Genomic DNA, 14,278 nt, shown 5'->3' with positions numbered 1-14,278 from the left:
TATGACTAATACAGGATATTTTGGTGACTTTGGCGGCATGTACGTCCCTGAGTTACTAGTACCAGCGCTTAAACAACTTGAGCAAGAATTTAACAAAGCACAGCAAGATGAAAGCTTTAAAGAAGAGTTTTATGGACTGCTAAATGAGTATGCAGGTCGCCCTACTCCTTTAACGCTGTCTCGCAACCTAATCAAAAACCCTAAGGTAAAAATGTACCTAAAACGTGAAGATTTGCTTCATGGTGGTGCGCACAAAACAAACCAAGTACTGGGTCAAGCACTACTGACTAAGCGTATGGGTAAAAAAGAAGTTATTGCAGAGACTGGGGCAGGACAACACGGTGTTGCTACAGCACTGGCGTGCGCGCTACTAGGCTTAAAGTGTCGCGTATACATGGGAGCAAAAGATGTTGAGCGTCAACAGCCTAACGTTTTTAGAATGCGCTTAATGGGTGCGGAAGTTATTCCTGTAACTGCGGGCTCAGGCACTCTAAAGGATGCCGTGAACGAAGCAATGCGTGATTGGTCTGCAAACTACAAGACCGCGCACTACCTGCTTGGCACAGCAGCCGGACCTCACCCGTTCCCAACACTCGTTAGAGATTTCCAACGTATGATTGGTGAAGAAGCTAAACAGCAAGTACTTGACGCTGAAGGTCGCTTACCAGACGTTGTCATGGCGTGTGTAGGCGGTGGCTCAAATGCGATTGGGATGTTTGCTGATTTCATCGATGAAAAGGACGTCAAACTTGTAGGTATTGAACCTGCAGGTAAAGGCCTTGATACTGAAGAGCATGGTGCAGCGCTTTGTAAAGGTAGCCAAGGTATCCTTCATGGTGCATATACATACATCATGCAAGACAATGATGGTCAAATCGAAGAGTCGTACTCGGTCTCTGCGGGTCTTGATTACCCTGCGGTCGGCCCTCAACATGCCTACTTACATCAAACAGGTCGTGCTCAATACGTCGGTATTACAGACACTGAAGCGCTAGACGCGTTCCAAGCACTGGCAAAAAATGAAGGGATTATCCCTGCGCTTGAATCAAGCCATGCCCTTGCTTATGCGCTTAAATATGCTGAGCAGCAAACTGAAGAAACCATTATTGTCGTTAACTTGAGTGGCCGTGGTGACAAAGATCTTGCCCATGTACACAACGTATTGAATGAACGAGGTGAACTATGAGCCGATATAGCAACCTATTTACACGTCTAAACGATGCCAGGCAAGGCGCTTTTGTACCGTTTGTAACCTTAGGTGACCCAACTAAAGAAATCAGCCTAGATATCGTAAAAAGTCTGATTGGTGGCGGTGCAGACGCACTCGAGCTGGGTATTCCATTTTCAGACCCAATTGCGGATGGTCCTGTTATCCAAGCAGCTAACATTCGCGCGCTTGAGAGCAAAATCAACACGCAAGACTGCTTTGATATTATTCGCCAGATCCGCGAATACAACGCAGATATTCCAATCGGCTTATTGCTATACTCAAACTTGGTTTTTGCGCAAGGCATTGAAACCTTCTACCAGCAAGCCAAAGATGCCGGGGTCGATTCAATCCTTGTTGCAGATGTCCCTCTGCACGAGTCTAAAATGTTCAGGCAGGCTGCGCAGCAGGCAGAAATTGAGCCGATCTTTATTGCAACGCCTAATGCAAGCGACGACACTTTGCGTCTGTGTGCAAGTTATGGCCGAGGGTATACATACTTACTTTCTCGTTCAGGTGTAACAGGTACTGAGACGAAAGCTGAAATGCCAGCGGATACCATGATCAATAAGTTACTCGAGTACAATGCCGCACCTGCAATATTAGGCTTTGGTATCTCAGCACCAGAGCATGTGAAAGCAGCCATCGACTCAGGGGCAGCGGGTGCAATCTCTGGTTCTGCGGTCGTGAAAATTATCGAAGAAAACTTAACAGAGCCTGCACTGATGTGCGAGCGACTACGTGAATTTGTTGCAACCATGAAAGCTGCAACACAAAAGTAATATAAAGTTACTTGGCTAAAGCGTCTTTGAGCGCTTTAGCCGATTTAAACAACACTTTATTTTGTCCTTCAATCATTATTTCTTTACCCGTTCTTGGGTTACGGCCAGCCTTAGCTGGGTGATAGCTCAAAGACAATGTGCCAAACCCTGCAAGTGCAACTGGGTCACCCTCAGATAAACGCTTCGTGATCGCGTTCAGAATGCTATCCAATGCTGCTTTTGAGTCTTTTTTGGTCAGTTCACTGCGTGCAGACATTGCCGATACTAGTTCGCTCTTATTCATAGAGTTCTCAATTTATTTATAAATTGTGCGGAGGCTAGAAGCTTAGTCTTAAAAAGTCAATCTTGAACTTGCGACAATATCTTGATAAAACGCAATAAAGGCTTAATCATCGAGGAAGTGAATGACTTTTATACTAGAGTATTTTCCCCTGATACTGTTTTTTGCGGTCTATAAATTTATGGATATTTTTTGGGCCACTGGGGTGCTAATTGTCGCATCAGTGATTCAAATGATCTATCAGTACTTCACCGATGGAAAAGTATCACAAAGACACTGGGTCTTTTTTGCAATCGCTCTTTTACTCGGTGGTATGACAATCCTATTCCAAGATGAGCAATTCATCATGTGGAAAGCAACCATCATCTACGCGATACTAGGAGCTAGCTTACTGGTGTCTCACTATGTGTTTAAGAAGAATCTTGCCAAAAAAGCGCTGTTAAGCGTTTTGAACAGTGCGATGCTACAAGAGCAGAAAACGAGTAAAGAAGAAGCACAATCTGATAACCCTGCTGCGAAGTTAGATATTCCTGAGGCTTTATTTGATAGACTGAATCTTGCTTGGTCTGCGCTGTTTTTCTTTATTGCGGTACTCAACTTATATGTAGCTTATAATTTTTCACTGAATTTCTGGGTTAATTTTAAGGTATTCGGGTTGATGGCAATTACATTTGTTGCCATCCTCATTACCATCATGAAAGTCTCGAAATACCTTCCAGAAGACGACTAGATAGTATTCAATCTACTTTAGTTTTTGTATACCTTATCAATTGCGTAATCTTTTCTAGATTACGCGAAATCCTCCCAACACTTGCTATATTTTATTGATACAGCACCATTTGGGGTAACTTCTTTGAACGCACATCAGTTTCGTTGGTTTGAGCTATTCTCGGTCTTTTTTCTACTTCCATTTATTGCCTACTTTTTTCGCCATGAATTGGCTAATTGGCTCTTCCCAGCCCTAATCATTATTATGTCTGTGTGTACCTATTTACTACTTTCTGATCCGCACTTCAAACGTTTCAGATTGACCAGCTTAGGACAGTTCTCCGCCATCAAAAAACGATTGTTCTCCATTTTTTTTATCGGCGCGTTATTTTCTGGCATGCTGTACGGATTAATCAGTCAAGAAACGTGGTTTGATTTACCTATTAATTCAACCACTGATTGGTTAGTATTACTCATCGCCTATCCAATTTTATCTGTCTTGCCTCAAGAGCTTATATTTAGAAGTTACTTTTTCCACCGCTACAAGCGCATCTTACCGAGTAAAACTGTGAGAATATTACTCAGTGCCAGTGTTTTTGCGCTGGCCCATTGTGTGTATGACAACTGGATGGCCATTATTATGTCTTTCTTAGGTGGACTGTTATTTTCTTATACTTATGCGCACAGTCGCTCTTTAGTGGTTTGTGTGCTTGAGCATAGTTTGTGGGGATTGTGGTTATTTACAATAGGAGCAGGAAAATACTTAGATGCGGGAGTGACATTTACATGATGTGTGGAGCAGGGCTCCACACATTTGCAATTAATTAAAAACCAAATAAGCTCACGTTAAAGTACTTAGTTGCCACCGTGTTGACGAATATCAGTAACAAGATCACTGGAATAAAAGTCGATAGTGAGAAGTTCACGTACCTTTCCATGAAACTCCCCTTGTAGCCTTCATTGCCATGCGCAAGTTCTTCAGACAAGTTAGCCTTACGCCAGCGGTAGGTTACAAATAAGCACAATAACAAACCATTGAAAGGCAAGATGGTGTCGTAAAACACATCCGAAACAATGTCAAACAAACTCTTGTCGACATCGCCGTAATGAGTAAACTTGGTCAGCCCTTCAACCATGCCAAATGACATAGTACATAGCACCGTCAGAATACCAGTCGTCACCGCTAATACGGTCAATGACTTTTTACGGTTATACCCTTTCGCTTCCATTAAGCTGGCAGTGGGTACTTCAATAATCGAAACCAAAGAGGTAATCGCGGCAAAGAAAACAAGCAAAAAGAAAATACCCGCAACAGCCGATGCACCCATATAACCGATGTCCGCTTGCAAAGTCAACAATAACTGCGGCAGATACACAAAGATCATTGACACTGAAGAATCCGAAAGCTCCTCAGGGTTTACATTCGGGTTAAAACTAAAGATAGCTGGCAGTACCATCAGACCTGCAATAAACGCCACTAATGAGTCCGTCACTGCCACCATTTTAGAGCTACCAACAATGTCTTCTTTCTTAGAAATGTAAGACGCGTATGTTATTAAAATACCCATGCCCAAAGACAATGAAAAAAATGCCTGAGACAGCGCCCCGTTTAAGACACTGGCGTCCATTTTAGAAAAGTCAGGTACAATATAATAACGTACACCCGCCATGGCATTATCTAACGTCAAAACGTAAGCAACGAGACCGATGAGTAGCACAAAAAGCGCAGGCATCATCAATTTTGCCGCTTTTTCAATGCCTTCTTTAACACCGCCGACTAAAATTAAATTAACCAGTACTACAACACCTGCCATGTAGCCAAACACTGTGTATTCATTAATAAAAATGCCAAAATTGTCAGGGTTTGCAAGTTGATCAAGATTACCAATGAGGGTTTGGACTAGGTAGCCGAAAATCCAAACAGTGATAACCATATAAAAGACAGCAATCATAAATGGCGTTAAAACAGCGAGTGCACCGGCGAAGGACCACTTTTTATCACCACCAGTAAGCGAGTGATAAGCTCCGTATGGGTCTTTTTGAGCCTTACGACCAAGCGCCATTTCAGCGATCATGACTGGCAAACATATAAACGCAACAAACAGTGCATAAATAATCAGAAACGCACCACCGCCATTTTTGGCAGCAGATACAGGGAAACCGACCAAGTTTCCGATCCCCACAGCGGAGCCAGCCGCTGCTAAAATGAAACCCAGTCTGGAGCTAAATTGCTCGCGGTTTGCACTCATTAAAACAACCTTATTATTATTTTTCACGATAGTCGAAGGACTGTAACAGCCAAGGCCTGCGGATTTCAAGTCCCAAACAAGATTCTCTTAAGATAACGCCTATTCATTTACATTTGGGGACAATCCAGTCTATGATACGAAACACAAAATTAATTACGCATTATTTCTTACTATTATGCTTTACATGATTTACTCAACGGATGTGGAAAATTCACTAGAGAAACGTCTAGGCGCTCGCCCTGCTCATTTGGCGCGTTTAAATGCGCTTAAGGACGACGGAAGGCTATTTGTAGCAGGCCCACTCCCTGCGATTGATGACGAAAATCCAGGCGAAGCCGGCTTTACTGGTTCTTTAGTTATTGCTGAGTTTGATTCATTAGAGTTAGCTCAAGCTTGGGCAGATGCAGACCCTTATATTGAAGCTGGTGTATACGCTCACAGCGTAGTCAAACCATATAAGAAAGTTTTACCTTAACGTAAAGTTCAGCAGTGGTTAAGACAATAAATCTTAACCTCCTGATCAAGATGTTAAGCAACCCTACTGTGGAGCTTAGAATGCAGTTGCCAAACTGTCTTGCCGTTATGTTTTTAGCCTGCGTCATGGCTTTTAGCCCTGTACAAGCGAAAAATACTCAAGACACCATAAGCAAAAAAGAAGCCGTACAATTAGCAACGACCAAACAGCCAGGAAAGACCTTAAAGATCTCCCTTGAAGGTGATTTCTATGTGGTACGAATTCTTCAAAGCGGCGGCAGAATCATTGATGTTAAAGTTCACAAAGTAACGGGTGAAGTGAAGAAGGATTGACAATGCGAATTTTAGTAATAGAAGATGACGTTCAATTAGCTGAAAACTTACGTAACGTTTTAGAAAAAGAGAAGTATAGCGTAGACCTTTGTCACGACGGAGAAAATGGCCTTTTTCACTTAACGGAATACCCTCTAGATTTAGCGGTAGTCGATTTAGGCCTGCCAAAGATTGATGGGATTGAGTTGATAAGACGCGCTAGGGCCGAAGATATTAAAATTCCAATTTTAATATTAACAGCTCGCGATCGCTGGCAAGAAAAGGTCGAAGGGCTAGATGCGGGTGCCGATGACTACCTTACCAAGCCATTCCATGTTGAAGAGCTTATTGCACGCTGTAATGCCTTGATAAGACGCAGTGCTGGACAAGCTAACCCAGAGATCACCATTGGACCTATTACATTACATACACGTTCTCAGCAAGTTTTTGTAGGCGAAAGAGAACTTTCTCTTACAGCATACGAGTATAAAGTACTTGAATATTTAATGGTCAACCCACACAAGGTGATTTCCAAATCAGAGCTCACAGAGCATATTTACGATCAGGACTTTGACCTAGATTCAAACGTGATTGAAGTATTTGTACTTCGTCTGAGGAAAAAACTTGACCCAGATGGTACTTTAAACCCAGTTGAAACCCTGCGTGGTAGAGGTTACAGGTTTAAAACCCAGTGGTAAGTAGCGCACAGATCTCCCTTAAAATAAGGCAAGGATTTATCCTTGTCTTTGTTTTAATCATAGCCCTTCCCGCGTTGTTCTTTTCAATCGGTCGGGCCTATCACGCGACGCTTATTGATGCCACCGAAAAAACGCTCGAAGCACACCTTTACTCGCTGATCTCAGAAGTTGAGTTTGTATCTGATGGTATTTCGATGCCCAGAACCATTCTTGCGCCTGAGCTAAATAGATTGAACTCCGATACATATGCTCTCGTGTACCAGCAAAATACTTTAGTTTGGTATTCAGAGTCTGCTGTTAGCTTGACCGTGACGCCTGATGTATCTCAGACACAAGCTGGTGCCTCTGAATTCAAAAAGGTCGAATACAGTGGTGAAGAGTTTTGGCAGCTCAGCTTGACTGTCATACTCGGCAATGCGGAGCAATCCCAGCAAGCCAAGTTTATTTTGCTAAAAAAGAACTCAGCCTTAGTCGCTTTAATGTCTGAGTTTAGAAATACGCTGGTTAATTGGATGCTGATTATGGGGGTTGTGATCGCTGCGCTGATGGCATTTGGATTTGTATGGAATGCCAGGCCGCTACAACGCCTTGATAAAGAAATTAAAGAAGTTGAGGCTGGTGAACGCGATAAGATTTCAGGCCTTTATCCGGTAGAGCTGAATACGATCAAAGCTGATTTGAACCTATTGCTTGACTCTCAACGTCGTCAAAAAGAGCGCTATAGGGCTTCACTTAGTGATCTCGCACATGCACTCAAAACTCCTTTGGCTGTTTTAAAGTCTAGCTCTTTAGCCAATGATGCAGAAGCGCAAGAACAACTTGACCGTATCAATGCCATGATTGAGCATCAGCTGAAGCGCGCAGCGACAGGCGCATCTGATACGTGGAAGAAGCAAACCAAGGTTAAGCCCGTTCTAGACTCTATTCTCAATGCTATGAGCAAGGTCTATCATGATAAAGCCATTCAGTTTTCGGCATTTTGTGCTGATGATGCCGCTTTCCTTGGCGATAAAACCGATTTAATGGAAATATTGGGTAATATCATCGATAATGCATGTAAAGCATGTACACATAAAATTGATATACAAGTAAAAACTACTCCAAGTAAAGGCACTATCTTTATTATTGGTGATGATGGTCCAGGTATACCTGAAGGTAAGCGTCACGAGCTACTGCAACGTGGAACGCGTCTGGATACATATGAAGCTGGACATGGAGTCGGAATGGCTATCGTTTCTGATTTGGTCGCCTCCTACCATGGCAATATCATCATTGATTACGGTGAACTTGGCGGGGCCCAATTTACAATAGAATTTGGTTATGAGCAAAATCACTAATCTATTTTTAATTACCATCGCGGCACTCAGTATAGATGCGAGTGCTCGCACCAGCACACTTTTAGATTGCACGCATCTTGACTCGGATCATCCTCAAAAAGCCAAGCGTTACCTGATGTGTTTAGACGGTAATATTGAACTGCTGGAGCGGGACCGACAGGCGTGGATCAACAAGCTTATAATGGACACTGAAGAGCTAGAAAAAGACACTGGCAATACGCAGCTAATGCCCATCATTAAGCGTAGCCTCTTGAGTCAAAGCCGCTACATGGAGGACTCATGTAAATGGCGTTATTTAAAAGAACTGCCAAACTCTACTAGCGCTGCAAAAGTGTATAAGCGCTGTAAAATAGCTTTTTTACAGCACCATACCAAAGAGCTAAAAGCTAACTTTTAGACTCTTCGAAACTACCTAGCATGGTCGCTAACCAGCGACCATCTTCACTGTTTTCTAGACCTATTTTAACCACCATGGTTAACGGCACAGATAGCAGCATGCCAACGGTGCCTAGTAACCATCCCCAAAATATTAACGATACAAACACCACTAATGTCGATAAACCCAAGCCCTTACCCATATATTTAGGCTCAACAATGTTACCCATGACAGTATTAATTGATAAGTACCCCGCTGCGACAAGGCCGCTTACAACCGGTCCATGAGTTACCAATGCAAGTAGTACAGGTGGCACTGCAGCAATGATAGAACCGATATTTGGAATATAATTAAGTAAAAATGCCAATACGCCCCAAAGGACAAAATAATCTACATCTAAAATCCACAGTATTAAACTTGCCAATGCTCCTGTCGCTAAAGAGACTAATGTTTTAATGGCTAGATAGCTGTTGATAGAGTTTAAGAAACGGTCTATTTGCTGCATTTTCATTTGCGGATCATCGAGTGCCAAATGTACTTTTTTACTCAGCATGGGCGCTTCGAATAACATAAATACCACAGTCAATAAAATCAAAAAGATGTTTGCCATTACACCGCCAAAACCAGCTAACATGTTAGTGGCAACATCAATCATTTTCCCGGGGTCGAAAAGAGAAATTAGCTGCTGTTTATCAATTAAAATATTGTAGTTTGCAGCCATATTTACCAGCCAAATAAACTTATCTTGAAGTGCTTCCCTATAGCTAGGTAATTGTTGAGAGAAATCATTTAGAGACTGACCAACTAAGCCAGCTAAGCTCATGCCCAGTAACGCAACAAAGGCGATGATTATTAGTATCGCAGCCCCTTTTGGAATACGGTAACTGGCAAAAAACTTTAATAAAGGATTGCAAATAATAGCGATAAAGGCAGCCAAAATAAATGGTACCAATATATCGTTTGCAAGTTTTATCCCTGCCAATACAATGAATAAAGAAGCTAAAACGACTAAGCTTTTGTTTATTCCTGTTAATGATGACACTTTTGATCCTTATGCGAGGTCGCAACGTTGAAGGAATGAACACACATAATTTTAATATGTATCTGCTACTATTGTAATGGAAAATGTTTTCAAAACACTAGGGTAAAACTCAAAACATATATAAACCAATCACTATTTGGGCGTGGAATGAATATACTGATCACTGGAGCTACAGGACTTATCGGCCAAGAACTTTGTAAGTTTTTAGTCAACAAACACAACCTAACCATCTTGACCAGAAGCGAAGTTAAAGCGCGGCAGGTTTTGCCTCAAAATGGACATTTTGTTTCGCAGCTTAACGAGGTCGATTTTAATGAAATGGACATCGTCATTAATCTCGCTGGTGAACCTATTGCCGACAAACGCTGGAGTGATAAACAAAAAGAGGCGATTATCTCTAGCCGTGTTGGCTTGACCGAACAAATTTCAAGCCACATAAATGCAGCTCAAAACCCGCCCCATACATTCATATCAGGCAGTGCCATAGGATTTTATGGCAGGCAGTCTGAAGATATTACTGTTGATGAAAGCTTCAATAAACCGTTCAACGAATTCAGCCACCAGCTTTGTAAAGACTGGGAGGATGCCGCTTTAGTAGCTAAAAGTGAACAAACTCGAGTTTGTCTGTTACGTACAGGTGTTGTTTTATCTCGCCACGGCGGCGCACTAAAGAAAATGTTACCCGCTTTCTCTTGGGGTATGGGCGGCCCAATGGGTTCGGGAGAACAAATGATGTCCTGGATCCACATTGATGACATGATACAACTGATCCTATTTTTAATTAAGCACACTGAGTTGGAAGGTGCCTTTAATGCGACAGCCCCCAACCCAGTTTCCAACAAAGAGTTCTCTTATTGCTTAGCTAACGTGCTTAATCGACCTGCCTTTTTTTGGCTACCAGAGAGTTTTTTGAAATGGGCTTTTGGTGAAATGTCAGACATTCTTATTTACGGTCAAAAAGTCGTACCTCAAAAAGCACTGGATGCCAATTATCGGTTTCGATATACCTCTTTAGAAGAGGCGCTTAAACAAATAATGCACTAAGTAATACCTATATGTGCGATTCAAAAAGTGTATGCCTAAAAGCACTTTTTGAACCTATTTATATCTGCCACTTAACTACACTGATCAATAACCACCATTTTTAAAACAACTTAATCGCCGTTCAAAGTATTTTTGTAGTGACTGTGGGCCATCAAATTCGACTTAATAAGGATGCATTGGCATGTCACAAATTACGCCGTTCCGCCCTTCCCATTTCTTGCATTTGGTTTGATCATGCAAGTGCTTGCGAAGCACATATAAACCAGTTAACAGTAACTTTTGAGCAAAACCCAAATTATAAATACTTATACTTAGGCGCTCTGTCAGAGCTATGTATTGAGGCAACTATTGCGCGTAGACAAGAAGTCACCAAATACTGGCTACCTTATCTTTATCAGTAACCTGACTATACTCTTACCCACTTTTTCACTAAATGGCTGACATACACGCCAGTACCGAGTACCCCAGATGAGCATATTGAGTACTGGGATTACCTAGTTAATACAGAAACGAGGCTTCAGCTTGCGAACGAATCGTATTTTAGAAATTGGTTTAAAACCTTGTTAGATTGCCATGGCATTTGGGTCAACAGCACCGACTCCACTGCCACATTACGAGAGTGGATGAAATATACAGGTACAAAAGCCCACCCTTTTGATATCAACGAGTACGAAAGATCAGACCCCAATAGCCCTTCAGGCGGCTTGGAATCATTTAATCAATTCTTTTGCGAAACCTAAAACCCGATGAGCATCCGGAGTCAGACAGCATTGTTGTCACCCTATGTAACGGGGGGATGTTTTATTTGGCACATGAGGACATTTGTAGGATAAATTTCTTAATAAGGTACAACATCGTGAGCCAGTACATATTTGGCTGTGCCTTTCGATTATACGGGTGCCATAGGTATGCTTCGCCCTATTTTTTATTGAGTTACTACGATATGCCTTTAAAAAAATCACTAAAAACCTATTAGGCGACAGCATCACAAACTTTGTTACACTGGGCTTGTTCATGCTGTTGGTGAGTTTTGTAGCACTTGCCTACATCGCCGTATTCTTTTTTGTCTACGACAACTTTAAGCTAGTTGAACTTCCACCGACTCTTTGGACAATAAGGTGTTGCATAATATTGGCTGATCTTGCCTATTATTGGGAGCATCGCTTTTTACACAAAAATGGTTTTGCGTAGGCGACGCATACGGTGCATCATAGCTCACCACATTTTAATATTTCGGTCACGTATCGCCACGGCCCATTAGACTGTTTTTCCCCACTGTTTTTTTATTTACTACTTGCTTTGTTAGGGTTTCATCCATTTATTATCCTTCTTGTCGAAGTGATAATGCAGGTTTACCAAACTTTATTACATACAGAAACAGTTAAAAAGTTACCTCGCCCAATCGAAGCGATTTTTAACACACCGTCGCATCATAGAGTACACGCGAGAAATACTCAGTACCAAGATAAAAACTACGCGGGCATTTTTATCATTTGGGATAGGCTTTTCGGTACCTTTGCCAAAGAAGAGGAAAAAGTAAACTACGGTGTCTATCCACAATTAAATAGCGTTAACCCATTAAAGGCTTTCTTTAGTGGCTACATAAAATTAGCACAACAAATCGGCATGATTTCTAATTGGTCAGATAAATTTAAGCTACTTTACAAGTCTCCAATTTGGGCTTGGCAACAAACTCAACGCAAACACCACAAAGCCACAGAAAATAATAGGCAATGATGAACTGAGTGACGACCGATTACGTTTGCACTTACTCAGTTCATACCATGCGTGAAATTACGAGCGTTTAAAAAGAAGTACATTTAATGACTTTCTAACAGATCTAGATAGTGGTCTGTTAGAAAGTCCCAGCCTACCCATGAAAACTACACTCTCGTGGTTTTTAACCACTTTTTTAAGCAAATAATAGCTTTTCAAAGCATGGAACGCGGCATTTCTACTCTCTGTGAATGAAATGTCATTCTTCAAATACCTTGCAAAGATAAGAGGTGTCATACTGGGTTGTAGCCCCAACTGTAATTGGTCTGTTTTAAGCCAAAACCGCTGTATTGCTCTGCCCGCAGCAACATAATCACGCCCATTTTCGATTGGCGCTTCGCTATGAATTGTAAAGTGACAACTGGCACGAACACCGGGGATCAAATCGAGTTGAAGGCGTGGTGCAATTGTGCCAAACAAGTAGCGGTTAAAAAAGGCCACTCGCCCCCAACTCTGAAACAACCACTGGGTTAATCTTGCCGTGAGTTTATCTAAACCGAGCGCTTGCTCAGGGATCTTTGTTTCACTGAACTGTTTACCCCAGTCGATGATTTCCCTGTGTACTAAGTAAGCTTCTTTCATCGTCAACCTAGTTTTTGCGTTATGTGCATTTAACCACGCAAAACGTCTTTTTTCTGCTGTGCTTTGATACCACTGCACTTTAAAACCCGTGGGTAAACTCTCTGCTAAGCTGCTTTTTTCTTCCTCCGTTAATGCGCGAGACCCCATTGCTTTTCTATGTACGGTACGAGTCTTAATATTGGGTATTAGCGGATCACGTATAACAGTGTCGCTCGGTATCAAGGAAATTTTATAGAGATCACTTACCCCGTTACCAGGTAGCTCTTCCATCTCAACCCCACAGCCAAACTTACTGGCCGCAATTTCAATGGTTTCTAATAATATGCCATGAGCAATATGACTAGAATGACCATCTAGGTCATACACGCTAGATGAACGAGTATTATTGGCGTGAACATTAAATGAAAACTCATCAACTAATTCAAACTGCCATGGTTGACAGTTATCACCACTAGGTGCCCACTTGGCCAGTTCAATAACTTTGCAAGCGAGTGTTAAATCCACAGGTTCTTCAACACAATCATCATTTTGTGGACTTTGCACAAGCCCGTTAAATTGCTTTTTGGCAAGTTTAAATGCGAGTTTTTGGATTGGGTTTTTATTTCCAAAAGGTCTCCAAACTTTATTTAGTTTATTGCTAAAAGCATCAAAGTGTAGACTATAGGGGGCGCATACAATAGTACCCCTATCTAGTAAAATCTTTGCCACTTGTGCCACAACGACACCTGCGGCGAGTTGACATCCTGCCACATTTGAAGGGCCCTTTTTGTTGGCTAAATCAACCTGTGTCGCGTCTACCAAAGCATGCCGTTGTAAATTTGAGGGCGTTAGACCCAGATAGAATTTAAGGTATTGCTCACTCTCTGAGTCATCCTTAAAATCAAAATACTCATCAAATGACATCTTATCAGGCAAAAAATTGATATAAGCCGTACCTAACCCGATAGGAGCAGCTGTCGTCGCGGGGATTTTACCGACTTCACACCGCGAAAATACCAATCTTCGAATATCCAAAACGAAGAAATCCAGTGCATCTACATAACAATCACACCCTTGTAAGAAAGCATCCACGTTGTCTTTGGTGACACCCTCATGAAACGCTCTAATATCAATTTCTGGATTGATATCTTTGGCCATATCTATCATGGTCTCCAACTTCTTTTTCCCGTAAGTGGACGTAGATGCGCCAATCTGCCTATTGGTATTTTCACAATTAAATTCATCGAAGTCAGCAAGACTAAACTTGGTGATCCCTAGCCTAGTCAATGCCAGTAAGTGACCTCCACCCACGCCGCCCATACCTGCTATCGCAATCCGTTTGTTTTGAAGAACGTGCTGCTCTGTTTGCGTAATCCAACCGATATTTCTTGAAAAAGCGAGGTCATAGTCAAAATTATGTGCCATTTTATTT

Annotated in this window: 15 protein-coding genes; 11 read left to right on the top strand and 4 right to left on the bottom strand. The window is 41.9% G+C overall.

Annotated elements, in window-relative coordinates; translation table 11 throughout:
• Nucleotide 1: 1 nt before the first annotated feature.
• Nucleotides 2-1,186 (top strand): tryptophan synthase subunit beta, encoded by a 1,185-nt coding sequence (trpB, locus tag N482_RS10735; RefSeq protein ID WP_063377061.1) that lies wholly within the window; start codon nucleotides 2-4, stop codon nucleotides 1,184-1,186.
• Nucleotides 1,183-1,989 carry a tryptophan synthase subunit alpha gene (gene trpA / locus N482_RS10730; RefSeq protein ID WP_063377035.1) on the top strand — a complete coding sequence of 269 codons (807 nt, stop codon included), beginning with the start codon at nucleotides 1,183-1,185 and terminating at the stop codon, nucleotides 1,987-1,989. Before trpB ends, trpA begins: the two co-directional genes overlap by 4 nt.
• A gap of 7 nt (nucleotides 1,990-1,996) precedes the next feature.
• Here trpA and N482_RS10725 read toward each other — a convergent pair whose 3' ends face one another.
• Complete coding sequence (locus tag N482_RS10725; protein WP_063377034.1) at nucleotides 1,997-2,272, bottom strand: HU family DNA-binding protein; 276 nt, start codon at nucleotides 2,270-2,272, stop codon at nucleotides 1,997-1,999.
• Between the two features lie 121 nt (nucleotides 2,273-2,393).
• On the opposite strand from N482_RS10725, the gene N482_RS10720 reads away from it, so the two are divergent.
• Nucleotides 2,394-2,999, top strand: a complete 606-nt coding sequence (locus N482_RS10720; protein ID WP_063377033.1) for an inner membrane-spanning protein YciB — start codon at nucleotides 2,394-2,396, stop codon at nucleotides 2,997-2,999.
• A 123-nt stretch (nucleotides 3,000-3,122) separates the two neighbouring features.
• Nucleotides 3,123-3,767 carry a CPBP family intramembrane glutamic endopeptidase gene (locus tag N482_RS10715; RefSeq protein WP_063377032.1) on the top strand — a complete coding sequence of 215 codons (645 nt, stop codon included), beginning with the start codon at nucleotides 3,123-3,125 and terminating at the stop codon, nucleotides 3,765-3,767.
• 34 nt (nucleotides 3,768-3,801) lie between these two features.
• On the opposite strand, the gene N482_RS10710 is transcribed toward N482_RS10715, so the two are convergent.
• Nucleotides 3,802-5,226, bottom strand: coding sequence for a sodium-dependent transporter (locus tag N482_RS10710; RefSeq protein ID WP_063377031.1), 1,425 nt, complete (start codon nucleotides 5,224-5,226; stop codon nucleotides 3,802-3,804).
• A gap of 175 nt (nucleotides 5,227-5,401) precedes the next feature.
• On the opposite strand from N482_RS10710, the gene N482_RS10705 reads away from it, so the two are divergent.
• The 5 genes from N482_RS10705 to N482_RS10685 all read left to right on the top strand — a co-directional run bounded on the left by N482_RS10705 (nucleotide 5,402) and on the right by N482_RS10685 (nucleotide 8,444).
• Complete coding sequence (locus N482_RS10705) at nucleotides 5,402-5,701, top strand: YciI family protein (protein ID WP_063377030.1); 300 nt, start codon at nucleotides 5,402-5,404, stop codon at nucleotides 5,699-5,701.
• A gap of 80 nt (nucleotides 5,702-5,781) precedes the next feature.
• Complete coding sequence (locus N482_RS10700; RefSeq protein WP_063377029.1) at nucleotides 5,782-6,033, top strand: PepSY domain-containing protein; 252 nt, start codon at nucleotides 5,782-5,784, stop codon at nucleotides 6,031-6,033.
• A 2-nt stretch (nucleotides 6,034-6,035) separates the two neighbouring features.
• The gene (locus tag N482_RS10695; protein WP_063377028.1) at nucleotides 6,036-6,710 is read left to right on the top strand and encodes a response regulator transcription factor; all 675 of its coding nucleotides are present in this window, start codon (nucleotides 6,036-6,038) and stop codon (nucleotides 6,708-6,710) included.
• Nucleotides 6,704-8,047: an ATP-binding protein gene (locus tag N482_RS10690; RefSeq protein WP_063377027.1), complete on the top strand. Its 1,344-nt coding sequence runs from the start codon at nucleotides 6,704-6,706 to the stop codon at nucleotides 8,045-8,047. Before N482_RS10695 ends, N482_RS10690 begins: the two co-directional genes overlap by 7 nt.
• Complete coding sequence (locus N482_RS10685) at nucleotides 8,031-8,444, top strand: hypothetical protein (RefSeq protein ID WP_063377026.1); 414 nt, start codon at nucleotides 8,031-8,033, stop codon at nucleotides 8,442-8,444. The genes N482_RS10690 and N482_RS10685 overlap by 17 nt, the downstream gene beginning before the upstream one ends.
• Here N482_RS10685 and N482_RS10680 read toward each other — a convergent pair.
• Nucleotides 8,434-9,465 carry an AI-2E family transporter gene (locus tag N482_RS10680; protein ID WP_063377025.1) on the bottom strand — a complete coding sequence of 344 codons (1,032 nt, stop codon included), beginning with the start codon at nucleotides 9,463-9,465 and terminating at the stop codon, nucleotides 8,434-8,436. The genes N482_RS10685 and N482_RS10680 overlap by 11 nt on opposite strands.
• Before the next feature lie 147 nt (nucleotides 9,466-9,612).
• Between N482_RS10680 and N482_RS10675 the strand changes: the two genes are divergently transcribed.
• Both N482_RS10675 and N482_RS10665 read left to right on the top strand, forming a co-directional pair.
• Complete coding sequence (locus N482_RS10675) at nucleotides 9,613-10,509, top strand: TIGR01777 family oxidoreductase (protein ID WP_063377024.1); 897 nt, start codon at nucleotides 9,613-9,615, stop codon at nucleotides 10,507-10,509.
• A 1,203-nt stretch (nucleotides 10,510-11,712) separates the two neighbouring features.
• Nucleotides 11,713-12,246, top strand: a complete 534-nt coding sequence (locus N482_RS10665; RefSeq protein WP_063377022.1) for a sterol desaturase family protein — start codon at nucleotides 11,713-11,715, stop codon at nucleotides 12,244-12,246.
• A gap of 57 nt (nucleotides 12,247-12,303) precedes the next feature.
• On the opposite strand, the gene N482_RS10660 is transcribed toward N482_RS10665, so the two are convergent.
• Entirely contained in the window at nucleotides 12,304-14,271 is a 1,968-nt protein-coding gene (locus N482_RS10660; RefSeq protein WP_063377021.1) for a ThiF family adenylyltransferase, read from the bottom strand.
• Nucleotides 14,272-14,278: the final 7 nt, after the last annotated feature.

This window comes from Pseudoalteromonas luteoviolacea NCIMB 1942 (assembly GCF_001625595.1).
Classification (GTDB): domain Bacteria; phylum Pseudomonadota; class Gammaproteobacteria; order Enterobacterales; family Alteromonadaceae; genus Pseudoalteromonas; species Pseudoalteromonas luteoviolacea_A.
This window is presented reverse-complemented; position numbering and strand designations above follow the sequence as displayed.

What these genes read in the sequence shown, in the direction of transcription:
- trpB (WP_063377061.1), top strand. Translation starts at nt 2, where the DNA reads ATGACTAATACAGGATATTTTGGTGACTTTGGCGGCATGTACGTCCCT.
- trpA (WP_063377035.1), top strand. Translation starts at nt 1,183, where the DNA reads ATGAGCCGATATAGCAACCTATTTACACGTCTAAACGATGCCAGGCAA.
- N482_RS10725 (WP_063377034.1), bottom strand. Translation starts at nt 2,272, where the DNA reads ATGAATAAGAGCGAACTAGTATCGGCAATGTCTGCACGCAGTGAACTG.
- N482_RS10720 (WP_063377033.1), top strand. Translation starts at nt 2,394, where the DNA reads ATGACTTTTATACTAGAGTATTTTCCCCTGATACTGTTTTTTGCGGTC.
- N482_RS10710 (WP_063377031.1), bottom strand. Translation starts at nt 5,226, where the DNA reads ATGAGTGCAAACCGCGAGCAATTTAGCTCCAGACTGGGTTTCATTTTA.
- N482_RS10705 (WP_063377030.1), top strand. Translation starts at nt 5,402, where the DNA reads ATGCTTTACATGATTTACTCAACGGATGTGGAAAATTCACTAGAGAAA.
- N482_RS10700 (WP_063377029.1), top strand. Translation starts at nt 5,782, where the DNA reads ATGCAGTTGCCAAACTGTCTTGCCGTTATGTTTTTAGCCTGCGTCATG.
- N482_RS10695 (WP_063377028.1), top strand. Translation starts at nt 6,036, where the DNA reads ATGCGAATTTTAGTAATAGAAGATGACGTTCAATTAGCTGAAAACTTA.
- N482_RS10685 (WP_063377026.1), top strand. Translation starts at nt 8,031, where the DNA reads ATGAGCAAAATCACTAATCTATTTTTAATTACCATCGCGGCACTCAGT.
- N482_RS10675 (WP_063377024.1), top strand. Translation starts at nt 9,613, where the DNA reads ATGAATATACTGATCACTGGAGCTACAGGACTTATCGGCCAAGAACTT.
- N482_RS10660 (WP_063377021.1), bottom strand. Translation starts at nt 14,271, where the DNA reads ATGGCACATAATTTTGACTATGACCTCGCTTTTTCAAGAAATATCGGT.